Raw genomic sequence first — 24,504 nt, forward strand, 5'->3', positions numbered from 1 at the left:
AACGATCTAAACCTTAAAGAAAGACTTAAAGGTACAACTTAAACATGTGGAGGAACTCTGTCATGAAACACACAAACAATATCCTTTTAAATACCGACTCTTATAAACCATCTCACTTTTTACAATATCCACCTAACACTACTCGTGTTTTTTCATATATCGAATCTCGTGGTGGGGCTTATGATGAGACTGTTTTCTTTGGTCTTCAAATTTTTCTAAAAGAATATTTGAGCAAACCAATCACTCAAGAAATGATGGACTATGCTGAAAAATTCTTAACAGCACATGGCGAACCCTTCAATAGGGAAGGTTGGCAACATATTTTAGATAAACATAATGGTTACTTACCAATCAAGATTCGTTCAGTTCCTGAAGGCCTAGTAATACCAACACACAATGTGCTTGCAACGATAGAGAATACTGATGATAAATGCTATTGGTTAACATCTTACGTTGAGACTGCTCTATTACGTAGTATATGGTATGGAACGACAGTAGCAACTAATAGTTATACCGCAAAACAAATTATCAAACAGTTCATGGAAGACACGTGTGACGATCTAAGTGGACTACCTTTTAAGATGCATGACTTTGGGGCACGTGGTGTTAGTTCAATGGAAAGTGCTGGCATAGGTGGAGCTGCACATTTAGTTAATTTTATGGGCTCAGACACTATTACAGGTGTACTTTTTGCGAATGAATATTATGATTGTGAGATGGCTGGATTTTCTATACCAGCAGCAGAACATTCCTCAATAACTTCTTGGGGTAAAGATAGAGAATTAGATTCTTATCGAAACATGCTTCGTCAATTTGCAAAACCTGGAAGTCTAGTTGCTGTTGTAAGTGACAGTTATGATATTTTCAATGCTGTAGAAAACCTATGGGGTAAAGAATTAAAACAAGAAGTTATTGATTCTGGTGCTTTGGTTGTGATTAGACCAGATAGTGGCGATCCAGCTACCGTTGTTTGGAAACTTGTTCACTTGTTAGCAGATTCCTTCGGATATGATATTAATACAAAAGGATATAAAGTACTAAAATATGTTCGAATTATTCAAGGTGATGGTATTAATAATGAAACAATTAAAGAGATTTTATTTCGACTAAAAGGTTCTGGTTTCAGTGCAGAAAACATTGCATTTGGTCAAGGCGGTGGATTGTTACAAAAAGTTGATCGAGACACTTGTAAGTTTGCCATGAAAACAAGCGCAGCGTTAGTTGATGGTGTGTGGGTTGATGTTTATAAATCACCAGTGACCGATACTGGCAAACATTCTAAACGAGGTCGTTTAAGTTTGTATCGTGATTGTAATGGTGACTATGAAACAATATCAAATAGTTTAGTTCATGATCATTTAGTTGAAGAAGTTCTTCGAGTTGTTTATGAAAACGGCGAACTAAAAAATACAATTACATTTGAAGAAGTAAGAGCTAACTCAGAAGTTTCTTAGCAAACTCACCCAACAAAACCATCTCTTGGAGAGTAGCATTGTTTTTCAAACTATTTGCTCTCCAAGAGATTATTTGTATGTTATCTTTAGTGTATCCTTTTGAAGAATCAATTCGATCAACAGATGGATATCCAGCTTCCTTTATATGATGTCTATCTGGTTTCCATTCTTGAAGTAATGGAATATTAAGAATTGGGCACACTTTTGGAATGATAATATCATTTTCAGTTAGATCAAAGTCTAATCCTTTTTTATTAGCTCTACGACGACATGAAGTAAGTAATGTATATGTGAACCCTCTTTTGCGTTTATAATTCTTGCCGCGTTCGTTGTGATCTTTGCGTAAATCATTTAAACTTTGAACAGTCGGATCACCATCATATACTCGTTGTAACCAATTTTGTTTTCGTTTTCGAGCACACGCTTTACACTGAGAATGGTGCCCATCTCTTGTTGACTTATCTTTAGGAAATGCTGATAATGGCAATAAACGTTCACCTGTATGCAGCGTTCCTTTACATTCTTTCATACTTATAACCTCTGATACCAAACTTTTATTTATGTTGGATACCAAAAAGATTTGGAAAACTTACATATGTCTAATATTCCACTCGAATTACTAAAAATTATCGAACCTGATGAATCGATACCATTGACACATTTGAATTCAAGCGTTCATTCAATACTTAGTATTGTCAAACAACAACTTGAATTCAAATTATACCAATATTTTCCACCAAATGTAGAAATTATGGTGACTGGTGCCCAAAAGTTCTTATCATCTCAACACATGATAACATGTATAGGTCCATATGGACATACTAATGGAGTTTCAATACAAGACGCAGGTCAAGTATTATTCCAAATATATAACGAAGAACCTCTTTTTCCTGAAATATATGATCTTATAGATAAAACTAAGTTTTGTATTCGTATTAATGAAGATGAAAATTTTGCTATAAAACAAATCAATGATATTGATCATTATTATACGTTAATTCGGTCGCCATCTTCTAGAATTAAACGTTTGTACAAAACTAAATGGAAACTTTAGTTGAAAAAAGTTCAGACCCAGACTATAATTGCTGTATAGAAAGAGAAACAATTATGTATAATATTAAAGCTGATAAACATGTAAATTGTATTACCCCACAACCAGGCTTTCGTCGCGGTCATCAATATCGTGTTGAGTGTAATAGCACTGTTACCAGTCGAAAATTGAAACTTACTAATGATAGTGGTGATATTGTTACAGTACAGAAACATGCTTTTGCTCCAGTCCATTATTCTTTAAAAAAGGGTGAAAAAGTTGTTTGTCTCCAAAACCTAAGCTATTTTACTGCAGGTATTCTTTATCCAGTAAGAGAAGATAGTTCTATTGATGAAGCCCATTTTCGCACCATTGACAATGATCGTGACACTGCAACAAAGAATAAAGGGTACTTTGTACCAGAACGTTTTTTTAAATTACAAACCAATGAGGACACCGATATGAATATTGATCTCAAAACACTTTTAATGTTCCAAATGATGAGTGGGAACAATGGGGAAGGCACTAACATGATGAGTAGTCTTATGCCATTATTATTGCTTGGTGATGGCAACAAGTTAAAACTGGATCGTGCTATGCTATTGAATGCTATTCCCGATTTGACTGACAATGAGCGTCAAAGCATTTCCGAAGGTAACACTGAAGCTGCTGTTACTTCCATTTTAGCACGTCAAATGAAAGACTCGACCAATCCACTTGGTGGATTGTTACCTCTCATGCTTTTGGGTGATGACGACTAGTCTTAAAACCTAGTAATATCCCCTGGACATAAATAAAGAAAATGATTATGTTCAGGGGATTATCGTGAGAATACCATTTCGTCAAGGTATAATTGACCACCAAAAAACTAATAATACTCAGTATTTTCTAGATATTAATGGATCTAGTGTCAATTTCCTTGCAAATCAAGAACCTACCCTTTTAACCTTTGCAGATCGAGATAAAGATTATCTTCTCACTGAAGATAAAACTGTTACCAGTGCTTGGGCTGGTCCCTTTCTTCCTGGCGTAGACTATTGGTTATTTTGGGATTTAAACATTATTACTGGAGTTCGTACGTTTGGTCACACTCTAGTACAACCTATTACCTCTTTAACACCACCAGCTTCTCCCGTTATGGATCAACATTGGTTTGACTTAACTGTTAACCAAATGAAAGTTTGGAAGGGTACTGCTTGGAAGCCAGTAATTCGGCTTTTTGCGTGCAAGTATGAAGAAGCTGCCATACTTTATCCCCTTATTGGCAGCTCATTCGTTGGTTCGCAAGTAGGCATAGTTGGTCAAAGAACTGCAGGATCACTCATTTATGATAAAAATGGGGTAGCAGTTCGAGCTGGTGGTCAATTTTTCACAACAGAAGACATTGCATTTGCAGGTGTTCCCACAAATGCTCAGCTTCGTATTGAACCGATTACGTTTCAAGCACAATGTAATGCTGAAATGGCAGCATATACAGTTGTTCATCTAAGTGATTTTAATCAACTTATGCCTGCAACAAGATTTGATCTTGGTCAAAAACTAGTTGGTGTATTAGAGCGTGATTCTATCATTGGTGATGTTGTAAGCATTACAACTGAAGGATTGATAACAAACCTTGAATGGGATTGGTCTGACGTTAATATTCCCATTTACATTGATGATTTTGGTGTACTGACCGATGTTGAAGACTTACCAAATATTCCTGTTGGTGTTTCAGTTGATCGAAATTCTGTTTACTTTCGTAATCCAGCATTTGGTATTGTTAATACAACCAGTGGTTCAGGTGGAGGGGGTGGCAGTGGTCCAGTCGTTGAGACTCCTCACAATGCTATTGCCTTGGAAACAAATGTTACAGGTGCACCTGTTGTAGTAAACACAGCTAATCCACCCTTACCTGGTCAAGTATTGTATGCAATTAGTCCAACGGAAGCAATATGGAAATATATTACTACTGAGGATATAGTTTTAGTTGCTGTTGGAATTACTATTAGTGGACCAACATACATTAAAGAAGGTTCAACAAGCACAGCACCTTACACAGCAACAGTTGAATGGTCTGATGGTTCTTTTTCAACTGTCTCACCAACTTGGAGTTTAATTCACCCTGATATATCCACTGTAACAATTGATGGTAGTAACTATATTACGGTAGGGACAACTCCGACACAAACTACATTTGATTTAAAAGCAACATTTGTTGATTCGTTAGGTACAACAGTTACTGCAACCAACATTATTACAGTTATTGTTATTGATAGTTTAACAATTTCTGGTCCAATAACAGTATGGGAAACCGAATCAGCTAACTATACTTCTTCTCTGACGTGGAGTAGTGGATTACTTGAAACAATCACAACAATAACAACATGGTCTGAAGATAGCACATATTCGACAATTGATTCTACTGGATTTTTCTCGGCTAGTGCTGTTAATGCAGATGAGATAGTAACTGTTGGAGCAGAATATAGTTATGCAGGCAAAACAGTTAATGATACAAAAATTGTTACTATCTATGATAACTATGTTCAATCATTATCAATTTCTGGTCCAACAAGTCTTGACGAAAAAACAACTTCTGTTGGAACCTATTTAGCAACAGCAACCTGGCGAAAAGGCAACACACTCAATGTTACAAATGCAACAACTTGGTCTTTGAGCGTTGCAGGATCAATTGCTGTAATTGATACAATTGGTGTTGTGGATACTTTTGCAGTAATTGCAAATACACCTTGTACCGTTATGGGTGAATATACTTCCGAACTAGTTACGGTCAATGGTACGAAAGCAATTACAATTATTGATGTTCCACCTCCACCACGTTATGGTGTTGGCTCAACAGGTCAAACAGGTGAAGCTTTCATTCTTGCACTTCCTGGCGAATTGCCTGATCTAACTACTGGTCACCATTTTACCATGACGGCTGGTGCTGGTCAAAAAATGTATTTTGCTCATTTGGCTTCTGTTGGTACAGCTGTCATTGAAGATTTAACAGGTGGTGCTGGATTTACAGGTGGATGGGATGCTTCAGGTAATCCTGGACCATCCGTAGTTAATGTAACAACAGATGGTGTAGTTCAACAGTGGTATCTATATGAAACAGATAATGCTGGATTGGGTACACGTGAGTACCGAATTAATCAATATGTGTGATCGTTATGCCAATTACAGTAATCTCTAATATAGTTCCAGCAAATAATCTAACCTTTCCAATAGTTGAAGATATTCACTTGAAAGGTGGTTTTAGAGTTGCTGATGATATAACCGAGAGAGATACTATTCCAAATTCAGCTCGTAAGGTTGGAATGTATGTAGCAACTGCAAATGATAATAAGTTATACCAACTTGAGAGTGATGAATTTACTTGGACTGAGACGAGCCTTGGTGCACCTATCTCATCATTATATTCTCGTGCAACATTGCAAGTAACAGCTCAAACAATTGTTGGCCCAGGATGGACAGGAACTAATTCTTGGGTTTGGCCCACAGGAAAAACTTGCATTGTTCATCAATTAGCAATGTCAGCTGAAGGAATAGTTGAAGCTCACTCATCTCCTGCGCGAAATGATAGTAATCCATACAAATTTCGAAGTTATGCAGGTCACTATGTTGATGATGGATCATCTTTAATGAGTGATGGTAGATTGTGGTTACGACCAAGAGAAACAACATTGTGTAATCTTGAAGTGCCACCAACAGATCAAACATATTGGTCAATTACAAATACGACAGGATATAGTATCACATATACTATTACAGCAACAATAGAAATCTTGGAGCCTGCATAATGCCAATTACGGTTATTTCAAATATCATTCCAGCTAACAATCTTACTTTTCCGATAGTTGAAGATATTCACTTAAAAGGTGGGCTACGTGTAGTCGATTCTCAAACAGAACGTGATAATATTAATGCAACTGCACGAAAAGCTGGAATGTACGTATATGTTATTTCAACAGGAATGATGTATTATCTTGATGGTGATCTAACAACGTGGTTAGAAGTATCAACAGGTACTGGTGGATCACAAATTACTTTTTCGAGAGCAACTGTAGTCCATACGACAGATCCTGTAGCTGCTGGTGCATACGAAGATTTTACGTTGCCTACGGGAAAATGTGCAGTTTTATTAGAAGTTGGGATCACAGATGTGGCTCGAGTTGAAGCCCATTCTCGCTCTGGACGTTCAGATCTTAATCCATACGTTTTTGAATCATATGTTGGTCATTTGAATGATGATGGTTCATATTTAGACTCAGGTATGAATTTGAAGTATAATCGTCGTTATACCACACTTGCAAACCTGGAAACACCAGCAAATTCAATAACTTATTGGCGAATTATTAACCAAAATGCTGTAGATACAACTTATCAACTAACTGTCACTTATTTGACAATAGAGCAGTGATAAATACTTGAAACATAAATAAACAATAAACCGATTGAATTAAGGAGACTCCCAAAATGGCAGGTTTCACAATAGAAAATGATAATGGTGGTGTTGGTTTTTCAACTCTTCAAGAGTTAGCCAATTCCATGATTTCGGATCTAACAACGAATGGATTCACTTTGATGTATCCAGCATCGTTTAGTGCATCCGTTTATTCAGCTACAATGGAGGCAAGTTTGACTGTCGATCCATTGCAAGCTTCACAACCTTGGCGTTTTCGCATAGATGCTGATGGTACATCAATGAAATTATTCGTAGCTACAGCATTACAATTAGATGACTTGGGTAATACTGTTGTTGACCCTGAACGTACTAACCATCAAGTTGGTGAAGTTAGTCATGGTGTTCAACATAATTATAGTCCTGATGTACTTACTTCTGGTCCTTATGATTTTATTCCAGATGGTAAGGTTAGTGCTTCTACACCTTTCTCATATCGACTATCAATTACTGATCGTGGATTTGTTATGGTTGTATGGCAGCATTCTGATGCTGAAATTGTGGACTACTCTTGGATTTGTGTACAACGTCCAGTTGATAATTCAACTGGTGCAACAGTTGTTGCAGGTAAAGCTCCAGTATTCTGTGTATTCCACAATATGGGTACAAGTGAGCGCATGATGGATTCTTATCCTTATAGTCGAGTTAATTGGAGACGTCCAATTCCAGGTTCAAACTCATCAACAGCGGGTGTGGCAGATTTGGAAAATGGTATTTTTAGATTTACAGTTCGTGAGTCTGATATTTTTAGACCATCTCTACCACGTAGTGCAACCTCACACTTTCCTGATAGCACAGCTATTATGAATGAAAATCAGCAAATCAGTATTACTGAGAATAATCAGTATGTTATTACATTTCCTGCAAATGTTAACACAGCACGGTATGCTTATACACATGAATTAGACATGATTGCATACACATCTGCTGACGTTATTTCACAGTGGTCTGATGCTTCTATTACGGTTTATGGTGAAGGTTCAGCTCGTACCTATAAAGCCTTGATGCACAATCAGGCTGGTCGAGATCCTGCACTCCAACCATTTATTTGGGGCATGCGATTGCTAGTCTTAACTGCTGGTGGTGGTATTTAATATCTAATTCAATCGGTCTAAAAAGAGTTCATTTCTGGTAAATACAGGGGTGAACTCTTTTTTTATGGATACAAATAAATGGCTGATTCTTTTCAATTTACAGATGTAACAGGTGCACCTTTATCAACAGATGTAACTTCTGCACCAATTACGGTTAGTGGTACTGCACTTTCTTCAGCCAATTTAAGCTATATAACAGTTCAAGATTACACTGTTAATAGTCCAACATCTCTAACAATGTCAAATGAACATAACGATATGTTCATTACAAATCCACTTGTTGGGGACTTTAATATCTCGTTTACGGATGTTACATCATTCCATGCTCCTGAGTTTCATGGTAATGTATTCTTATATTTGTTCGACTCAAGTTTTAATAATTTGATTTCAGGTGCCCCATATCCATGGTTTTTAGCAGCGAGAGACTATCCTGAATATCCTCTTGAACTATTAAGTGTTGGTTATAACGCTTATGATTATATCGACTTTTATGGCAGTACAGTCACATGGACAATTGCACGAACTGGTAGTAATATATCGATGCAAATTACTGATGGAACAGTAACAAGAAGTATAGCATATTCAACAGCCGTTGATGTACGCATTGCAATGGCATTTGTGCAGTCCTCATCAGCTTATGTAACGAGTCATACATTTGAAAGTTGGACTGGTTATTCTTTATTGTCAGGTGGGGCAACTGCTACAATTGATAATGGTACAATTGTTTTAAATACAGTTGATACTGGATTACAATCAGCAGCAGTATTTGATGGTGATAGTGTTGCAATCAAGTTAGGATCTTCTGCAAGTAAAGCTACCACAACATATTCAAGAATGGATATTGATAATCAGTTTGATACATTTAGTGTTACAACTGAGCTAGAAACTCAAACTATCCTTGATCCTAATTCGGTTACAGTTGATCCTTATGGATATACTTTTCCGTATAATGTAACAAATAATAAACTAACTCTCATTGATGCAACAACTGGAACCGTTGATCAGATTATTCCTTTATTAGCACCTGTTTCACCATTAGCCGAAGATGCAACCAATAATCTATTCATTTCAAATTATTGGACTAATTCATTGTTTGTTTTCAATCCAACATCTAAACTTGTTGCAAAAGAAATTGCTGTTGGTAATCATCCTACAGACATTGCATATATTGATGAGGGTTTGTCAGTACCATCAGTATATGTTGCATTAAGAGGTGACAATGCAATTGTTCGATTAGATCCTACTACTCACGAAGTTACCAACACTATTAGTGTTGCTGGTGGACCGTATGGTTTAGTTGCAGATTCAACAACTTCTCTATTTGTTACAAGATATGCTGCCGATAAAGTTCAGCACTTAACATCAACTGGTGTTGGTACGTTTTCTGAAGTTGAAATAACTGGATTTAACAAGCCACTAGAAGTTACGGCTGGGTTTAGTTCAGTATGGGTTACAAATAGTGGTAGTAACACTGTATCAAGAATCAATCCTGCTTCAAATACAATAATCACAACAATCACTGTTGGGAATAATCCTTGGGGCATTGCTGCAAATAGTACACATATTTGGGTATCAAATAGTACAGATGGCACAGTTTCAAAAATTGATCCTAGTTCAAATACAGTCGTAGCAACAATTAACGTTGGGTTTGCTCCATACCAAATCAAAGTTGATGATAATGATGAAGTTTGGGTTGCATTGTTTGGTGAAGATAAAGTTATTGAAATTAATCCACTAACTGATTCAATTGCAAAGACTATTACTGTTAATCCAACATCTTACGATATGGAGTTGTTAAACGGTAAAATCTGGGTAATGGACTCTTGGCAAGATACACCAGACCGCTTACAAGCAACAGATCAAACACCTGAATCATTATACTTTGTACCACAATTAGCTGCTGACTTAAACACATTAATTACATCTAATACTGTTACAGTTTCAGGATTAAATGTAACGACACCAGCATCTATTGAAACTAATATGCATTCAGCACAATTATACAAGAATGGTATAAGTGTTGGAACATCAACAACTGTTTATAATGGGGATGAATTATACATAACTTTACAATCTAGTGTAGATTATAGTGTTACAACCGAATCGGTATTAACTGTTGGTGGAGTCCAATCACCATTTACAGTTAGAACAGCTGATCCGATTGAAGATCCAAACCCATTTTCATTTACTGCAGTAAACAATGCTACTACTGGGATTGTGTATACTTCAAACACAATTACTATTAGTGGACTAACAGCAGGTGTTTCTACTCCTGTAACAGTTTCAAATGGTTCAATTGTCAAGAATACTGTTGATATTGGCGCAGGTCCAACAACAGCTATCAATGGTGACACGTTTGCTATAAAACTAACTTCTTCAGTAATGTTTTGCGAGACTGTAACTGCCACATTAACTGTTGGAAATATATCTTCAACTTATGTAGTTACAACAACATCTGGGGCTTCTGAATATGTTCTAGATGCAAACAGATATTATGATCCTTATTGGGATGGAAGCGAACCCTTTACTCCTAACTTAGCTACCACAAAGTCAGTTGCACTGATTGATATAACATCTGGGGCTAAAACATCTTTAGCCATTCCTGACAATACTGATTTGGTTGCTGCAGCTGCTATAAAAGATTTTGTTTATGTAGCAAACTATTATCATGACAGCATTTCACAAATTGATCCAGATACTTTAACAACAGTTCGTTACATTACTTTAGCAAACGGTGATAGACCACACGGATTAACATATGCACCAAGAGTATCAGGATCGACGGTTCAAACTAAATTGTGGGCTTCATTGGCAGGTGCGAACCAAGTTGTTAGTTTTGATTTAACAACAATGGCTGTTGATGATGTCATTAACGTGGGAGTTCGTCCTCTTGGAATTGGTTCAACAGAAGATGGATCAGTTTTTGTTGCAAATAGAGGTTCAAATACAGTAACAAAGATTAGTCCAACATTAACTACTTCGAATGTTGGTGTTGGTAGTTTACCATTTGAACTTGTTGTTGATAATAGTGATAGAGTTTGGGTTACAAATAGTGGAGCCAATACTGTTTCTGTAATCAACGGTAGCACAAATAGTATCATTACAACAATAACTGTTGGTGCAAATCCTTGGGGAATTGCATATGGAGCAGGATATATTTGGGTTAGTAACATTTACGACAATAGTGTTACAGTTATTGATCCATCGTTATTTTCTGTTGTAACAACTATTTCTGTTGGTGTTATGCCATATAATATTGTTATTGATTCAAATGATAAAGTTTGGGTTAGTCACTTTGGGGAAGATAAATTATACAGAATTGATCCAACGACATTTCTAATTGATTTTCAAGTTAGTTCAGTAGGCTACTGTAACTATTCAGCTGCGTTTGTACCAAACGATAATCGTGTATGGGTTACACAATATTATTCTAATACACCATCTCGAACAGCACCTATTAATCTATCTCCAACAGGGCTAACATTTGATACCTTAGAAGTTGGATTAAATGAAACAGTTATATCAAATGAAGTTGAAATAACTGGACTAGATAGAGAGGTAACTGTCTCAGTTCCAAATTTATATAATGCTGTCATTTATAAAAATAGTGTTGCTAGTGGTCAGTCAGTAACAGTTACAAATGGTGACTTTATTAAGTTACAAATGGATGCTGCTAATGATTTTAATGTTACAAGAACATTATCAGTATCATTTTGTGGTTCACTAGTTGAGTGGACTATTACAACTATCCCTGATGTAGTTCCAGATCTATTTAGTTTTGGTAGTGGCAATGATGCTATCATTCGTGAATTAACATGGTCAAACGATTCACCAATTACAGGTATGGATACTGGATTCTTTGCGTTAGGATTACTAGTACAACCAACAGGCGTATCTGGTGCTGCTTATGCTAACGTACAGGATAGTGGTAGTATTCGTGTTAATGGTATTGAATCAGTTGAAGATTTTCCAACAACATTAACGGAGCTTGATACATATTATGCTATTAAAGTTTCCCCATTAAATTTTAAACTTGCAGCAACTAATCAAGATGCTCTAGATGGTATTAGTATTGGGACTGGTGGAAGTGGTGCTGCTGGTATACAGCAAAACGGTGGACTAGATGATCCAATCCCATTTGTTGCTATTGATGGTACAACATGGCGAACTAGTATTGAACATGGACTACAAACAGGAGATCCAATAGTTGTAGAAGCTGCAACTATTGCAAAGATTTTTAACAATGATGTAGTTGCAATTGCTGTATATCCTGCAGGTCCTTATGGTTCAACACACACCTACCACCTGAACATTAGTGGTGTAGTTGGTGATTTCTCAGTTCGTACAATTAATTTGGTTGGGGCAATTGAATATCCACAATTGAATAATCCAAGATTTGCCTCACAGCCAACTGCAATTGAATATTCACCAAATCCAGTTGGTTTTAAATCTTCATATACTGCTTTGCAAACAGCCTCAACAGTAAGCACAAGTAGTCAGGGTGGATTTATTAAATCACAAATTGTACCACAAACAATTGCACGAACAGGAACAATACATAAAAAATTAGGTGTAACTGCAACAACAGGTAGAACAGCAACCAAAGCACAAGCAAGTGGATATCTTGTTGATGCTAATTTATTTGTTGAGAATACGTCTAATGGTGCATATGAAAATGAAAATTTGACAACTTATGATTATCCTAATAAATCGTCTGAACGTACTATAACACCTACATTTGAAATTTCAGACCGCAGAAAAGAATTTATTTTTCTAGAACTTGGACCACCCGAACCTATTAAAGCAGCTGTTGGGGCTCAAATTACAATTAATCAACTGTATGCAGCAAGAAGTACTCATACTGTGCATACAGATGATATGGTATATGAAAAGAAAATTGATGGAACAATAGAAGCCATTAATCATCAACATATAAAAGGTAGCTATCCTGCTGAACATACCCACGATTATACACAATTAAAAAATCCTGGACCAACAGTCAAAACTATTGACCATCAACATACTAAATCAGATCGTAGTTGGATAGCAATGTCTGGATATGGTAGTATAAAAACTGTTTCTGCTGTATATGAAACAACTGGTAAGAGTGCACTTAAAGTTACTAATAACAGTGCTAATGGATCTGCAAAAATTGCAACAAGGTTTCAATACTCAGGTCAGTTAGTTAATGGACTAGCTCCAGTACGTTCACAACAAAAGGTTGCTAATGTTACTGGACCAACTGTTGCACAAAGTGATAATACATACGTTCATGCACAAAATACATTAACACCCATGGTAAATGTGACAGTTGTTGATGAATATACTGGTCCAACAACATGCCCTGATTTGGATATGTTTGCAACTAGTACTGATGCATTAAATGCTTGTGTTGCTGCAGGAAATGCAGTAGGAACCTGCAGTACGGGACAGTGGGCGAATGGTTGTTGGTATTGGACATATGATATCGTTGATGATACGGTATGTGATGTTATTAACGTAACACCAATTGATGAACTAGAGATTGTAGCTGGATATATACAGGGAGGATAATAATATGACACACATTGCAAAAACTCCCATGAAGTGGCGAAATTTCGCACCACAACAAGCACAAGTCTTTACTTACCAAGCTACACAAAATGAAGTTAATGTCATTAGATTGAGACATGATTTTAATATTGCTGTACTAGGTGCAATTCCTGTAGACAATACTGTTATTGCAAGTAATGGTTTCCAAGGTGGATTTCAAATGACACCAGCATCCATCATATCGTACCCACAGTTTGGGCAACTTGAAGTAAACTGGAATACCATTGATTTAGATTATACTCCTGATTTGGGGTATACAGGACCAGATTGTTTTGTTATTGCATTGACAGCCCAAGAAACGCAACAATCCTATTATTATAAATTTTTTATTCAAGTTGGACCTCCACAAGAACCAGTTATTGAACCACCTCAACCTGAACTACAAAGTCTAGTTCAGTTGAAACAAATTGATAACTTAACTTTAGTTGGTCGTCATGGATGGGAAGTACCATTAGATGGTGTCTTTCTTGCTTTACAGGGTGAAACTATAACTTATTCTATCTATGAACAAGGTGGTGGAACTATAGCATGGATTTTTTATAATGCTGCTGCCAATACCATTTATATTAATGGTTTTCCAGATAACTTGGCTGGTACAACTAAAACTGTATTTGTTAAAGCAGAAATTCCAGGTGAATTTTTAATTACGTCATTTGACTTAACGATGATTGCTGAAATCGCTCCTAATGTTCCAGCAGAAGGTGCTCGATCAGAATGGTTTACTTATGAGTATAACCTAGGCTATTGGTATAATAATCAGGCTAATCCTACATCACTTCCAGGTAATATGTTGCCACAATATGCGAGTTGGGATACAACAGATGCTGGTGATCCTGATACATGGAAAGTCGAATCATACGGAGATTCGGACCTTGTTATTCAAAGTATCAATGGAATAATGCGCTCGTCTGTACCACTTGATAATGGAAAATATTCTTGGGAAATTGTTTTAATTAATGGTGAGAAGACTGCCTTTGGAATTGCAACGGATACATTAGTTCCCGATCCAACTCGTGGAGTGTTTCTAAATGCCAGTTCGGGTATTTACCCAACAGCACATGCAGTAATTGTATTAGTCGAACACTTTAAAGATTCTAATTTGATTACAATCTATAATGATGGTGTGCCAACAACATATGATTTAACAGCATTAAGTCTGCCTTCATATGTATATCGAACTCATACTCTTACCTGTACGTTTGATTCCACAACAAATGAATTTAGTGTGTATTATACTGATACCTTACTTGATACTATTACAGCAGCTAGTGGTCAGACTTATCGAGCAGCAATTTTTGGGGACGTTACGGAATATTATACATCTGGTGGGGCTGATATTCCTGATCCACTAAGCGGTTTTTTACCTGTTAATAAAGCATTTTATTTAACAAACTTAGGACATTTTGGTTTTACATATGATAACCTATTGCCAGTTGGTTGGACTTATGGAATTAGTGAAGAAGTCCCAGAAGCAACTATCCTTAGTGGATATTATGGTCCAGATACCAAATTTCCTTTCGCCCATCAGGATCAAGTATCTTGTGAGAATGCTGGATATGTATGGTTTAATGGTGCTTGTTATCCACAAGACCAGTCTACAATTCCGCAAACAAAAATCTATCAAGCAACTTCTGAAGATTGGTGTACAGCATTGGGTGGTATTTGGGATAATCATACATGTTGGAGAAATAGTACAGTTGACACCACATCTTGCACTCCTCTCAATGCAGACCTGTTAACACTAGCCTCAACTTTACCAGCACCAAATTACGTAGACATTCCATATGATACGGATCCTAGTCCATATGTACCATCTCGTACTATGGCAATATATGGAACGACTGGTCCTTCTGTTGATGCCGTTGAGCCTGAAGATGTCGTTACAACCAATGATGCAATATATCGAATTTCTGCCGATATGTTAGATGCTATCAATCCTAACCTTAAATTCAATGCTATTCAACTTAAATTAGCCATTGAGGATTATTTTATTGCTAATTATCCGATTGTAGATAGTGGTAGTATAACAGAAGCACACTATCCTTATGTAAGTCGTGTTGAGTTTATGCCAAAAGAAACACATTATGCTTATCGATCTGTTACTGAGCGAGGAAGATTATCAACTTGGAGACGTAGACTAAAGACGCCACAACCTGCAAATGTGCCTATTATTCCTGATTTTAATTTTTTAGAACCAGGCAAAATGATAGCTGCTCTTGGTGATTTGATTCCATCTCGTGGTCGAGAGTTTGTAATTCCGGGAACATCAACCCCAACAAAAGATATTGTAATGCACTGGGCACATGCATCGTTTTTTGATCCAACGGATAAGAATCGGTATCAGAATATGATTCTTACAGTGTTCCCAAAAATTTTTCCTGAATTTACTTTTAGTTTTACAACCGATATAAGTAGTTCAAACTTTTTACTTCATGCATTATCTTACGAAGACATGTATGCTTTAACTGGTAATTCTCGATCTCATGCTGGATTTACTATAGATGGTATTGCTGATGTGTGGATTGGTACAACCCTTAATGGTAACTATCTAGATAGCTTAGAACAAACCTTTCATCATGAAATTGGTCATGCTTTGGGACTTTCACATCCATTTAGTTTTCCAGAATTTAAAAATGAAGTTAGTGTAATGAATTATTATGGTGCTTCAAAAGTATTCAGTATTAGAGATATTTGTGGAATTCATTTGCATAAGGATAATCGCATCCCAAACAATATGTTATTGCCTAACTTATATCGTTTATTAGCACAAGGCAATTATGGAATGTTGGATCCTTATAGAAACGATACAGGTCACACATTTGATTTACGTGATGATTTATATTTTGCACCATGGTATGATTTTCGTTTTGAACAAAACTTTGGAATGCCAATAGATCAAACAATTAATATTAATCCCAACCTATACACTGATTTGGATTTGGTTGTAACAGTAACATGGTACAAAGCAGTTGATGATCCTACAGGACAACTCGCACTACCTCACCGTGGAGATCCTACAAATCTTTGTCCATAAACCTATTTTCTTTTTGGAGAAACTGTAGTATATTCTTTGCTCTTAGGAGAAAATAATGTTTGTAGATTATCATTTATTTGCAGAGCAAACTATCAAAGATTTAAGAGCCAAAGTAGAACCACTTGTCAAATCTGGCGATTGGGTTCCAATTGGTGATGTAACAGCTATTCACAACCCAAAACAAAATGTTACTGAATACATTTTACAGGTTGGGAAATTAGACAGAAGTTTAATAGGAAACCCATAATGCACATTTGTCCGAACGAAATTTATGCACTTCTCTTCGTCTGGCCTCAGATACAAATTCTGTTCCACCAATTTACTTGTTGGCTTGGAACCAAATTTGGTAAGGAGTGTGATCACTGTCCTGATTGTGATCATGATTAATCATGATAATTGTTTGTGCAAGAGAAAAATATTTTTTTGTTAAAATTTGCTTAGGACATTTTTTAGGTTCTCCATCCTTAGAGCGTTTGTATGGCAAAGAACCTTATCTTAAAATTGATCGTATCTATGATTTAGGTATGCAATCTATTGCAACTATGAGAAATGGTCAATTTCATCAAAAACGCATGTCAGCCGAAGATTTGAAATGGTGTGATTCTGTTAATAAAGAAGAAGCCACTCCAATGGAAGTCATGTATTATCTATTCAACCTTGACTAAATTCGAATCTTATTATATACTCCGCAAAAATTGGAGAACTATATGATAAGACATCCTAAGTACAATCGTGGCAACATGTACTTGTCAGGGGGTATGCAGTTCAAGAAGGGAAAAGGATCTACTTGGCGAATTAATGCTTCTGAGAAGTTACGTAACATGGGTTATTTCCCATTAGATATTTGTGAACTTGATCGAGCATATGCAGCTGAGCATGGTGATCTATTTTATGCTTATCAGAAAGAATTTTCTCATGAAGAGTTAGTTCAATTCAAATCTAACATTCGTAAACACTTTGTATACACCGACCTTGAGTTAGTTGATAAAGATTCCGATGCCATAATTGTATTATGGGATGAAGCTGCTCAGTTAGGTGGTGGTACGCATAATGAAATAAGTCATGCATATGAACGTGATATCCCAATCTTTTTAGTTGCAGCTGTCCCTAGAGAGAAAATTCCTGGATGGATTGTTGCCCAGTCTACAAAAATTTTTCGTAGTTTTGATTCGTTGTGGAAATACTTAGAAGATCTCCCACATGGCATTTTGTGTCGAGACATTTATGGCAACCATGCAGCAGGTAATCAATACTTGTGTTCATTATGTGGTGATCCATTCACAAAGCAAAAACATCATTTTGTTTCTAAAGTAAGTCCGCTATACTGCAATGATTGTGTTGATAATGTTGAAAAAACATTTGAACAGCATAAAGATAGATATGAATTCTTTGCTGAATATTTAGCAAACCAATCACTAGAGGAAATGAAAAAAGATGGATGAGCTAAAAGAATTTTATGAACATGAAAAAGATCATGTTTTAAAACAAATTCAATATTATTATAAAGATACTAATAAAATTGAACACTTTGGTCCATTTATTGGGGATATCGGGTATAGTGATATTTCTTTAGCCCTTAGGCGACAGGTTGATCCAATTGTTAAAGATAATCAATATTATTCTCTTGCATGGATGATGAACAATCCTTACCAAATCCGTTTAAGAGTTTGGAGCGAATCCTATCATAATGGTGATACGTATGGTGAGGAAGAACATGATTTTGATTTAGACTTTGAATCAATGGTTAAAATTTTTGCTGCAATCAATCAAAAGGCTTTACATGTTGCTGAACGTGAAATGCTTGATGAAGAAGAAGCCCAAAAACAAAAAGCGTTAGAATTAAAAGTTCGACGATTTTTACAGGAAAAGTTGGAGCAATATTAATGAACTTTAGAACAAAATTAGCACAAATACGATTTGAAACTTCCATTCGAAAAGCTCAAAAACGCAGAAAAAAATCTCTTCCTGTAGAAAAACCTACTAAGAATAAAGACTATCGATTTAACTCAGAAAATAAACAAGAAGCACTATCAGATAATGATTGGCATCACGATAGTGGTGAAAGTTGGTATCCTGATCGAGGTGACAGCTATTATCGTTACGATACAGGCTTCTTTGGTCTGTTCGGTTTTTAGGAGAAAATATGCCTTACATCAAACAAACAAATAGAGATCATCTTGATCCAATTATAACCCGTTTAGTTGATGCTCTTAAAGAATTAGGTCGTGACCAAGTAAATGGTAACCTAAATTATACTTTAACCAAACTGTTACTTGAACTTTATCCTGTAAATAAGTATCATGAAATAAGTGAAGCTGTGGGTATGTTGGAGTGTTGTAAACTCGAATGGTATCGAAAACGAATGGCTTTACGTGAAGATCAAGCAATTTACGAAAATGGTGATGTTTACCCATCACCTGTTGAGGAACCAAAATGAAGGCAATAGATTTTTGTTACAAACTACAAGGGTTTGTAGAAATTAGTAACGTTGTTCCCTCTGATGAGCAGTTACTAGTTATTTTGAATTTGTTGGATGAGGTTGAACTTGAAAAACCCACATCTAAAACATCTATGGATCCAAATAATTTTGTTGTTTGGATGAGAGGATGGAAAGAAATCGTTCAACCATCATCTATAGATGATACTGCTTGGGTTGTTATTCAAGATCATTTACAAGCTGTTTTTCTAAAGGTCACACCAGATCGCTCAAAAAAGCAGGATGCTGAAATCGAAGAAATTGAAGTAACTCAGAATGACATTGATGATTGGATTAGAAAAATTAATGAACGGAAGAAAGATTATCCTGATTGGCCTAAACCAAAATGTAGTCCTACATTATGTAGTTCATCAAATTCATTAAAGGCTTGTTAATGCAATATATAGAAAAGGATATTACGACAGTTGACTTCGGTATTGTTGCACATGGAGTCAATTGTCAAGGGGCAATGGGCTCAGGTGTAGCAAAAGCTATTAAAGAAAAATGGCCCCAAATTTATGTTCGGTACCTACAAGCAGGAACAGGTGAAACAATGTTGGGTGCAGTAGATTTAATTGATGTTAAACCTGATACAGATCAACTATTTGTTGCTAACTGTTATACCCAACTCTTTTATGGTAATAATGGACGATTTGCAAATGAAGATGCAATCGCCCAAGCGTTGGATAGAGTTATGCAATATGCTGCCTATTATAATTTACCAGTGTACTTACCAAAGATTGGTGCAGGTTTAGGTGGGTTAGATTGGGAAAAAGAAGTTGAACCAATCATTTTATGGTTAGATAACATTTATCGAACAGTTGATATCTTTGTATGTACATTCAACTCAACTCCTACACAATAATTGAATCCCTTAATGATCACGACAAATGTAACTTTGTCGGTCGGCTTTGTGTTTCCCCAGAAAATGGGGATTTTGCTGTTCGTGTTGATGAATGTTGGGTCTGTCACAAATATCAAATTTGTGATAATCAGAATCTTCCTGAAGAAGCATATGATTGGATAGCCGAACATAATCAAGAGATAGATAACTATAATAAGAAAATATTCAAATCTACCTTTGTACCTACGACAGCAAGTTGGGGAGGAGGTAGTTGGCAAGTAGAAGAGATTACTGAAGATGAGTGTAGGAAAATCCTCAATAGATAATGGTTATTTTTATTGCCCTTATGTGCCCACTGAAACTGACGAACAAGAACTTTATAGAGTTCTTTTAATGCTTCAAGAAAAATATCCCGAAGTGTTTGGTAGTTGTCAATTTTCTATTCGTAAAGAAGTTAATTGGGGAGCAATTCATCAACTAATGCTAGAAGAATTCCCCGAAATCGTAGCTGAATTAATGGCACATGCTAAGTTGGGCATTAAGTGCATCAAATATCCTACTGAGAAGCACATAAGATTGCAAAAAATTGCATATGACCTGTAGGAAACCCTTCCAAAAAATCATATAAATTACTATAATAAAGAGAAAACTTGAGGAGTGAAAATGAATATAATCGATATAAATTCAAAAAAGAAAAAAGTTCCTAACCTATCATTGCCCGAATATGGTGACGATTACGCCCTTAAAGCTCTCTTTATTAAAGTGTGGGGCAATGCAATGTCTAGTGATGAATACAAACGTGAGGATTGGAACAAATTACAAGTATTACTACAAGAACGTGGTATAAACGTTTAGGAGATAAAAATGCACGATAGTCAACTACTAACTGACAGTGATAACAAAGTTGTATATTATGTTGTTGCAGCAGGAAAAAGATTTGGCCCATATCCCAATGAAGCAATTGCTGGTGTTCAATTAGCAACCAACTTACCTTTGACTGAATCAGAGAAGATGTCAGCTCAAATCATTCCATCTACCCAAGATGGTAAACAAATATTATTGGAAAGTTAATTCCCTTTAACTAAATATGTCCATGCGATATTCTGAAATAGTTGAAGAGTTACTTGTTAAGGTTGAAGAAATCATCCGTGAAATGGAGGACACGGAAGATGAGGATTTCTTTATAGCCTTAGAATATGCTGACCAATTACGGGCAGAGTTAGAAAACCTCCAAGCCTAACTCTGCTTTTTCTTTCAATTTTAGTTCCATCCCGATAAATAATTATAGTTTATTGGGAGAATTAAATGCCTGCAAAATCCAAATCACAGCAAAGACTAATGGGTATGGTTCATGCTTATCAAAAAGATGGATCTTTGCCTGATGACAAAGAATTAGCAGCCAAAGTTAAAGAGGTTGCTAAAAGTATTTCCAAAAAAGATGCAAAAGATTTTGCAGAAACCAAACATAAAAAGCTCCCAGAAGTTAAAGAAGGAATGTCTTTCAAACACTTTTTCGAAGGTTGGAAAGAAACAGGAAGTGTATAACAAAGTGAGATACACATGCCAAAACAATTAAATTCTTCAAGTACTTGGTGGACACATCGTCCTGCTCCAGGTTTGGGTACAATGCAAAAAGCAAATAGAGGTTGGTTCGTTGTAAAGTTAGTAAACGGAAAAACCTTTTATCTCCAAGGAAAAGATTCAGATTTTGAATCTGTATATTGGGTTACAAATTTAAAACAAGCACGTTGCTTTAAAACTCTTTCTGAAGCAGAGAGTTATACTACCACCTACCTTTCAAATTATTCTTTTGATGATATTCTTCAAATAAGTCGTTGACACTTGACCCTGAACATATTATAATACTCATAATTGTGAGGAAATATTATGTCAAACCAATTCCTAAAATTATACGTTGATGATGAACGTGAAACTCCTGAAACTTGGGATCGTGCATATAACGTATGGGAAGCATTATTCAAACTTGAATTACTTCACTATGAAGAAGTAAGTTTGGATCACGATTTGGCTTCCTTTCTGGGTCCTTACAAAGAATTAACAGGTTTGGATATTGTACATTGGCTTGTACAACGGAAACAAGATGGAAAATATGTTCCACCTGTTGTTAAAGTACATTCTGCAAATTGTGTAGGATCACAAAACATGCAGTCTTTAATAGATAGGTATTTAAAGAAATAATAATGGAAAGTGGATTAATTTTACTCTACGCCATTTTAGCAGGTGGTACAATTGGAATGGAAAGAACTTTCCATGGGCGACCTGCTGGTTTTCGTACACATATTTTAGTTTGTGTTTCTGCAGCATTACTTACCCTTGCAGGCAAATTAATTATTACATCATTGGGTGGATCAGACATCTTACGAGCTGATCCAACTCGTATGGCTCAAGGTATCTTAACTGGTATTGGTTTTATAGGTGCTGGAGTCATTATGAAGGAAGGACTCACAGTAAGAGGTTTAACTACAGCTGCGTCCATTTGGATGACTGCTTCAGTTGGAATTGTGCTTGGATTAGGTTTAACACAAATTGCCTTTGAAGCTGTGGGGTTAACGATAATTGTTCTAATTGTATTTAGGTGGCTTGAATTAATTACCCCAACATTGTATTATAGAAAATTACAAATACACACAAACAAAAATTTTCCAAGAGAAAAATTTGAGAGAATACTTGATGTTTGTGAGATAAAAAGTAAAGCAATTAGTTTTACTATTGATAATACAGGAAATAAACTTATAACGATGACTATTGTTGCAAGACATCGTGAGAATTTTCAGTTATTGGCTCAATTGTTAAGTGCAAACCCACACGTTGAGAAATTTTCAATTCAGTTTAAGGATTAGTTATGTCAAATGTACACTACTTAAATGGTCTTATCAGTCGTGAGGCTGGTGAAGGTGAACTTGCGTTTTTCAAAGGAAAAACTTTGGAAGATAATCCTTATGGAGAAGATCAACCAATGTACTATTCATATTGGGAACAAGGTTGGAGAAACGCAAAAAAATATGCAATCGATTTTGGAATAGATTTACATGAGAGAGCTAGAAAATAAAGTTTTTGTTGTTGGTGGTGCAGTTCGGGACTTAATGCTTGGTCGAGATCCAAAAGATCTCGACTTTGTCGTTGTAGGTTCCACACCAGAAGAAATGTTATCACTTGGTTTCAATCAGGTTGGTGCTGATTTTCCTGTGTTCTTGCATCCAGAAACAGGTGACGAGTATGCATTGGCTCGTACTGAAAGAAAGAGTGGTAAAGGTTATCATGGTTTTACTGTGGATTTTTCTCCTTCAGTAACACTAAAGGATGATTTGTTTCGTCGTGATTTAACTATTAACGCTATGGCTATTCCTGTTGAATCTTGGGAAGATGCTAAAAATGGTGATATGTTAGCTTTGTACGACCCGTTTGAAGGTTTAATTGATTTGCAGAACAAAACCATTCGTCATGTCTCAGAACATTTTCGTGATGATCCTGTACGTTTGTTGCGTGTTTGTAGGTTTGTAGCAAGGTACAATTTTCAAGTTAACAACAACACCTTACTGTTGATGCAAGATATGGTTAATAATGGTGAAATTGATCATTTAACCTCCGAAAGAGTTTGGTTAGAATTTTCCAAATCACTTTCTGAACCATACTTCATTAAGTTCTTGTACACTTTAAGAATTGTTGGTGCATTGGATGTACTATTTCCCGAATTAGTTGAAATGTGGGAATTGGTTGCAAAGGGATTGGAATGTACATATGTTACATTAACTGACGAAGAAAGGTTTGCAATGTTATTTGTTCACTGTGTACCAAGTGAAGTAACAACTTTTGCTGATAGGTTGAAAATTTCAAATGAATTTCATCACCTAGCAAAAGTCGTATCTGAAACTTGGCCATTAATTAATTCTTGGGATAGAAAAGATGTGCAAGAAACATTTGAGTTAATTCAAAAGTTTGGTGCATTTAAGCAAACTCAAGACTTGTTTTCAGTCACAATGATTGCAAATGCATTAGGTGACATGTCACTTGTTCAAATGTTATCATGGTTAAGTGATGTTGCAAATATTACTAGAAAGGTAACATTTAGTGATTTGAGTTCTCATCAACAAGAAACGTTAAAGGGTGCCCAAATTGGTGAGGCTATTAATCGTTTACGTAAAGAAGCGATTCATAATAGGTTAATTCAGCTGTGGAGAGAGGAGATTGAAACGTCAATTCATTAAACTATTCACTGACCATCCGAGTCAGGTGAATGAAACGTATCTGCAACACTTAGTATTTGCATTGACCCTAGGATTACGGTTGATCTTGCTCGGTGTTGCATGTACGATTCATAGTGTTTTTCCGTTCTTGTTTGAAACAACTGCTTCAGAGGGTACTGTGGAGATAGTTCGTATATTGCAAGACAGAAATTCAAATCGGTAATTTAAACCTTAGAGGAGAAATGCGAATGTCATTTTTAGGTATATTCTTAGGTGTAGTATTAGTAATTGCAGTTATTGTTTTAACTGTTTTACGTTCTGCACATAA

29 protein-coding genes are annotated in these 24,504 nt (G+C 36.0%); 28 read left to right on the plus strand and 1 reads right to left on the minus strand.

Annotation, left to right across the window (positions count from 1 at the left end; translation table 11 throughout):
* Positions 1 to 62 precede the first annotated feature (62 nt).
* On the plus strand, positions 63 to 1,454 hold the full coding sequence (locus AC220I_RS01665) for a nicotinate phosphoribosyltransferase (RefSeq protein WP_486722099.1): 1,392 nt from the start codon (positions 63 to 65) through the stop codon (positions 1,452 to 1,454).
* Here the strand turns inward: AC220I_RS01665 and AC220I_RS01670 are convergent.
* Positions 1,435 to 1,983 carry a hypothetical protein gene (locus tag AC220I_RS01670; protein WP_486722100.1) on the minus strand — a complete coding sequence of 183 codons (549 nt, stop codon included), beginning with the start codon at positions 1,981 to 1,983 and terminating at the stop codon, positions 1,435 to 1,437. The genes AC220I_RS01665 and AC220I_RS01670 overlap by 20 nt on opposite strands.
* 66 nt (positions 1,984 to 2,049) lie before the next feature.
* On the opposite strand from AC220I_RS01670, the gene AC220I_RS01675 reads away from it, so the two are divergent.
* The 27 genes from AC220I_RS01675 to AC220I_RS01805 all read left to right on the plus strand — a co-directional run bounded on the left by AC220I_RS01675 (position 2,050) and on the right by AC220I_RS01805 (position 24,399).
* Complete coding sequence (locus AC220I_RS01675) at positions 2,050 to 2,508, plus strand: hypothetical protein (protein WP_486722101.1); 459 nt, start codon at positions 2,050 to 2,052, stop codon at positions 2,506 to 2,508.
* Positions 2,496 to 3,245 (plus strand): hypothetical protein, encoded by a 750-nt coding sequence (locus AC220I_RS01680; RefSeq protein ID WP_486722102.1) that lies wholly within the window; start codon positions 2,496 to 2,498, stop codon positions 3,243 to 3,245. Before AC220I_RS01675 ends, AC220I_RS01680 begins: the two co-directional genes overlap by 13 nt.
* A gap of 64 nt (positions 3,246 to 3,309) precedes the next feature.
* Positions 3,310 to 5,634, plus strand: a complete 2,325-nt coding sequence (locus AC220I_RS01685; protein WP_486722103.1) for a hypothetical protein — start codon at positions 3,310 to 3,312, stop codon at positions 5,632 to 5,634.
* A gap of 5 nt (positions 5,635 to 5,639) precedes the next feature.
* Complete coding sequence (locus AC220I_RS01690) at positions 5,640 to 6,269, plus strand: hypothetical protein (protein WP_486722104.1); 630 nt, start codon at positions 5,640 to 5,642, stop codon at positions 6,267 to 6,269.
* On the plus strand, positions 6,269 to 6,889 hold the full coding sequence (locus AC220I_RS01695; RefSeq protein ID WP_486722105.1) for a hypothetical protein: 621 nt from the start codon (positions 6,269 to 6,271) through the stop codon (positions 6,887 to 6,889). Before AC220I_RS01690 ends, AC220I_RS01695 begins: the two co-directional genes overlap by 1 nt.
* 56 nt (positions 6,890 to 6,945) lie before the next feature.
* On the plus strand, positions 6,946 to 8,025 hold the full coding sequence (locus AC220I_RS01700; RefSeq protein ID WP_486722106.1) for a hypothetical protein: 1,080 nt from the start codon (positions 6,946 to 6,948) through the stop codon (positions 8,023 to 8,025).
* A gap of 78 nt (positions 8,026 to 8,103) precedes the next feature.
* Entirely contained in the window at positions 8,104 to 13,578 is a 5,475-nt protein-coding gene (locus tag AC220I_RS01705; RefSeq protein ID WP_486722107.1) for a hypothetical protein, read from the plus strand.
* A 4-nt stretch (positions 13,579 to 13,582) separates the two neighbouring features.
* Positions 13,583 to 16,651 (plus strand): hypothetical protein, encoded by a 3,069-nt coding sequence (locus AC220I_RS01710; protein ID WP_486722108.1) that lies wholly within the window; start codon positions 13,583 to 13,585, stop codon positions 16,649 to 16,651.
* Positions 16,652 to 16,706: 55 nt separating this feature from the next.
* A complete protein-coding gene (locus AC220I_RS01715; RefSeq protein WP_486722109.1) occupies positions 16,707 to 16,898 on the plus strand; it encodes a hypothetical protein in 192 nt (63 codons plus the stop codon).
* A 142-nt stretch (positions 16,899 to 17,040) separates the two neighbouring features.
* On the plus strand, positions 17,041 to 17,316 hold the full coding sequence (locus AC220I_RS01720) for a hypothetical protein (protein WP_486722110.1): 276 nt from the start codon (positions 17,041 to 17,043) through the stop codon (positions 17,314 to 17,316).
* A 42-nt stretch (positions 17,317 to 17,358) separates the two neighbouring features.
* Positions 17,359 to 18,093: a hypothetical protein gene (locus AC220I_RS01725; protein WP_486722111.1), complete on the plus strand. Its 735-nt coding sequence runs from the start codon at positions 17,359 to 17,361 to the stop codon at positions 18,091 to 18,093.
* Entirely contained in the window at positions 18,086 to 18,535 is a 450-nt protein-coding gene (locus AC220I_RS01730) for a hypothetical protein (protein WP_486722112.1), read from the plus strand. The genes AC220I_RS01725 and AC220I_RS01730 overlap by 8 nt, the downstream gene beginning before the upstream one ends.
* Positions 18,535 to 18,786: a hypothetical protein gene (locus AC220I_RS01735; RefSeq protein WP_486722113.1), complete on the plus strand. Its 252-nt coding sequence runs from the start codon at positions 18,535 to 18,537 to the stop codon at positions 18,784 to 18,786. The genes AC220I_RS01730 and AC220I_RS01735 overlap by 1 nt, the downstream gene beginning before the upstream one ends.
* 8 nt (positions 18,787 to 18,794) lie before the next feature.
* Positions 18,795 to 19,088 carry a DUF6899 family protein gene (locus tag AC220I_RS01740; RefSeq protein WP_486722114.1) on the plus strand — a complete coding sequence of 98 codons (294 nt, stop codon included), beginning with the start codon at positions 18,795 to 18,797 and terminating at the stop codon, positions 19,086 to 19,088.
* Positions 19,085 to 19,522 carry a hypothetical protein gene (locus AC220I_RS01745; protein ID WP_486722115.1) on the plus strand — a complete coding sequence of 146 codons (438 nt, stop codon included), beginning with the start codon at positions 19,085 to 19,087 and terminating at the stop codon, positions 19,520 to 19,522. Before AC220I_RS01740 ends, AC220I_RS01745 begins: the two co-directional genes overlap by 4 nt.
* Positions 19,522 to 19,992, plus strand: coding sequence for a macro domain-containing protein (locus AC220I_RS01750; RefSeq protein WP_486722116.1), 471 nt, complete (start codon positions 19,522 to 19,524; stop codon positions 19,990 to 19,992). The genes AC220I_RS01745 and AC220I_RS01750 overlap by 1 nt, the downstream gene beginning before the upstream one ends.
* A gap of 276 nt (positions 19,993 to 20,268) precedes the next feature.
* Positions 20,269 to 20,574: a hypothetical protein gene (locus tag AC220I_RS01755; RefSeq protein ID WP_486722117.1), complete on the plus strand. Its 306-nt coding sequence runs from the start codon at positions 20,269 to 20,271 to the stop codon at positions 20,572 to 20,574.
* Positions 20,575 to 20,634: 60 nt separating this feature from the next.
* A complete protein-coding gene (locus tag AC220I_RS01760) occupies positions 20,635 to 20,826 on the plus strand; it encodes a hypothetical protein (RefSeq protein ID WP_486722118.1) in 192 nt (63 codons plus the stop codon).
* Between the two features lie 9 nt (positions 20,827 to 20,835).
* Complete coding sequence (locus AC220I_RS01765) at positions 20,836 to 21,042, plus strand: hypothetical protein (protein ID WP_486722119.1); 207 nt, start codon at positions 20,836 to 20,838, stop codon at positions 21,040 to 21,042.
* 22 nt (positions 21,043 to 21,064) lie between these two features.
* Positions 21,065 to 21,211: a hypothetical protein gene (locus tag AC220I_RS01770; protein WP_486722120.1), complete on the plus strand. Its 147-nt coding sequence runs from the start codon at positions 21,065 to 21,067 to the stop codon at positions 21,209 to 21,211.
* A gap of 65 nt (positions 21,212 to 21,276) precedes the next feature.
* On the plus strand, positions 21,277 to 21,516 hold the full coding sequence (locus AC220I_RS01775; RefSeq protein WP_486722121.1) for a DUF3008 family protein: 240 nt from the start codon (positions 21,277 to 21,279) through the stop codon (positions 21,514 to 21,516).
* A 15-nt stretch (positions 21,517 to 21,531) separates the two neighbouring features.
* The gene (locus AC220I_RS01780; RefSeq protein ID WP_486722122.1) at positions 21,532 to 21,810 is read left to right on the plus strand and encodes a hypothetical protein; all 279 of its coding nucleotides are present in this window, start codon (positions 21,532 to 21,534) and stop codon (positions 21,808 to 21,810) included.
* Between the two features lie 48 nt (positions 21,811 to 21,858).
* Entirely contained in the window at positions 21,859 to 22,170 is a 312-nt protein-coding gene (locus tag AC220I_RS01785; RefSeq protein WP_486722123.1) for a cyclic-phosphate processing receiver domain-containing protein, read from the plus strand.
* Positions 22,171 to 22,172: 2 nt separating this feature from the next.
* Positions 22,173 to 22,832: an MgtC/SapB family protein gene (locus AC220I_RS01790; protein WP_486722124.1), complete on the plus strand. Its 660-nt coding sequence runs from the start codon at positions 22,173 to 22,175 to the stop codon at positions 22,830 to 22,832.
* 2 nt (positions 22,833 to 22,834) lie between these two features.
* Complete coding sequence (locus tag AC220I_RS01795) at positions 22,835 to 23,041, plus strand: hypothetical protein (protein ID WP_486722125.1); 207 nt, start codon at positions 22,835 to 22,837, stop codon at positions 23,039 to 23,041.
* A complete protein-coding gene (locus tag AC220I_RS01800; protein WP_486722126.1) occupies positions 23,022 to 24,197 on the plus strand; it encodes a tRNA nucleotidyltransferase/poly(A) polymerase-related protein in 1,176 nt (391 codons plus the stop codon). The genes AC220I_RS01795 and AC220I_RS01800 overlap by 20 nt, the downstream gene beginning before the upstream one ends.
* Positions 24,178 to 24,399: a DUF6356 family protein gene (locus tag AC220I_RS01805; protein WP_486722127.1), complete on the plus strand. Its 222-nt coding sequence runs from the start codon at positions 24,178 to 24,180 to the stop codon at positions 24,397 to 24,399. Before AC220I_RS01800 ends, AC220I_RS01805 begins: the two co-directional genes overlap by 20 nt.
* The last annotated feature ends 105 nt before the right edge of the window (positions 24,400 to 24,504 follow it).

Source organism: Fusibacter sp., from assembly GCF_057447755.1.

Bases quoted from the DNA above. Each gene is read 5' to 3' on its own strand.
- AC220I_RS01665 (WP_486722099.1), top strand. From the start codon at position 63: ATGAAACACACAAACAATATCCTTTTAAATACCGACTCTTATAAACCA.
- AC220I_RS01670 (WP_486722100.1), bottom strand. From the start codon at position 1,983: ATGAAAGAATGTAAAGGAACGCTGCATACAGGTGAACGTTTATTGCCA.
- AC220I_RS01675 (WP_486722101.1), top strand. From the start codon at position 2,050: ATGTCTAATATTCCACTCGAATTACTAAAAATTATCGAACCTGATGAA.
- AC220I_RS01680 (WP_486722102.1), top strand. From the start codon at position 2,496: ATGGAAACTTTAGTTGAAAAAAGTTCAGACCCAGACTATAATTGCTGT.
- AC220I_RS01690 (WP_486722104.1), top strand. From the start codon at position 5,640: ATGCCAATTACAGTAATCTCTAATATAGTTCCAGCAAATAATCTAACC.
- AC220I_RS01695 (WP_486722105.1), top strand. From the start codon at position 6,269: ATGCCAATTACGGTTATTTCAAATATCATTCCAGCTAACAATCTTACT.
- AC220I_RS01700 (WP_486722106.1), top strand. From the start codon at position 6,946: ATGGCAGGTTTCACAATAGAAAATGATAATGGTGGTGTTGGTTTTTCA.
- AC220I_RS01705 (WP_486722107.1), top strand. From the start codon at position 8,104: ATGGCTGATTCTTTTCAATTTACAGATGTAACAGGTGCACCTTTATCA.
- AC220I_RS01710 (WP_486722108.1), top strand. From the start codon at position 13,583: ATGACACACATTGCAAAAACTCCCATGAAGTGGCGAAATTTCGCACCA.
- AC220I_RS01715 (WP_486722109.1), top strand. From the start codon at position 16,707: ATGTTTGTAGATTATCATTTATTTGCAGAGCAAACTATCAAAGATTTA.
- AC220I_RS01720 (WP_486722110.1), top strand. From the start codon at position 17,041: ATGATAATTGTTTGTGCAAGAGAAAAATATTTTTTTGTTAAAATTTGC.
- AC220I_RS01725 (WP_486722111.1), top strand. From the start codon at position 17,359: ATGATAAGACATCCTAAGTACAATCGTGGCAACATGTACTTGTCAGGG.
- AC220I_RS01730 (WP_486722112.1), top strand. From the start codon at position 18,086: ATGGATGAGCTAAAAGAATTTTATGAACATGAAAAAGATCATGTTTTA.
- AC220I_RS01735 (WP_486722113.1), top strand. From the start codon at position 18,535: ATGAACTTTAGAACAAAATTAGCACAAATACGATTTGAAACTTCCATT.
- AC220I_RS01740 (WP_486722114.1), top strand. From the start codon at position 18,795: ATGCCTTACATCAAACAAACAAATAGAGATCATCTTGATCCAATTATA.
- AC220I_RS01745 (WP_486722115.1), top strand. From the start codon at position 19,085: ATGAAGGCAATAGATTTTTGTTACAAACTACAAGGGTTTGTAGAAATT.
- AC220I_RS01750 (WP_486722116.1), top strand. From the start codon at position 19,522: ATGCAATATATAGAAAAGGATATTACGACAGTTGACTTCGGTATTGTT.
- AC220I_RS01755 (WP_486722117.1), top strand. From the start codon at position 20,269: ATGAGTGTAGGAAAATCCTCAATAGATAATGGTTATTTTTATTGCCCT.
- AC220I_RS01760 (WP_486722118.1), top strand. From the start codon at position 20,635: ATGAATATAATCGATATAAATTCAAAAAAGAAAAAAGTTCCTAACCTA.
- AC220I_RS01765 (WP_486722119.1), top strand. From the start codon at position 20,836: ATGCACGATAGTCAACTACTAACTGACAGTGATAACAAAGTTGTATAT.
- AC220I_RS01770 (WP_486722120.1), top strand. From the start codon at position 21,065: ATGCGATATTCTGAAATAGTTGAAGAGTTACTTGTTAAGGTTGAAGAA.
- AC220I_RS01775 (WP_486722121.1), top strand. From the start codon at position 21,277: ATGCCTGCAAAATCCAAATCACAGCAAAGACTAATGGGTATGGTTCAT.
- AC220I_RS01780 (WP_486722122.1), top strand. From the start codon at position 21,532: ATGCCAAAACAATTAAATTCTTCAAGTACTTGGTGGACACATCGTCCT.
- AC220I_RS01785 (WP_486722123.1), top strand. From the start codon at position 21,859: ATGTCAAACCAATTCCTAAAATTATACGTTGATGATGAACGTGAAACT.
- AC220I_RS01790 (WP_486722124.1), top strand. From the start codon at position 22,173: ATGGAAAGTGGATTAATTTTACTCTACGCCATTTTAGCAGGTGGTACA.
- AC220I_RS01795 (WP_486722125.1), top strand. From the start codon at position 22,835: ATGTCAAATGTACACTACTTAAATGGTCTTATCAGTCGTGAGGCTGGT.
- AC220I_RS01800 (WP_486722126.1), top strand. From the start codon at position 23,022: ATGAGAGAGCTAGAAAATAAAGTTTTTGTTGTTGGTGGTGCAGTTCGG.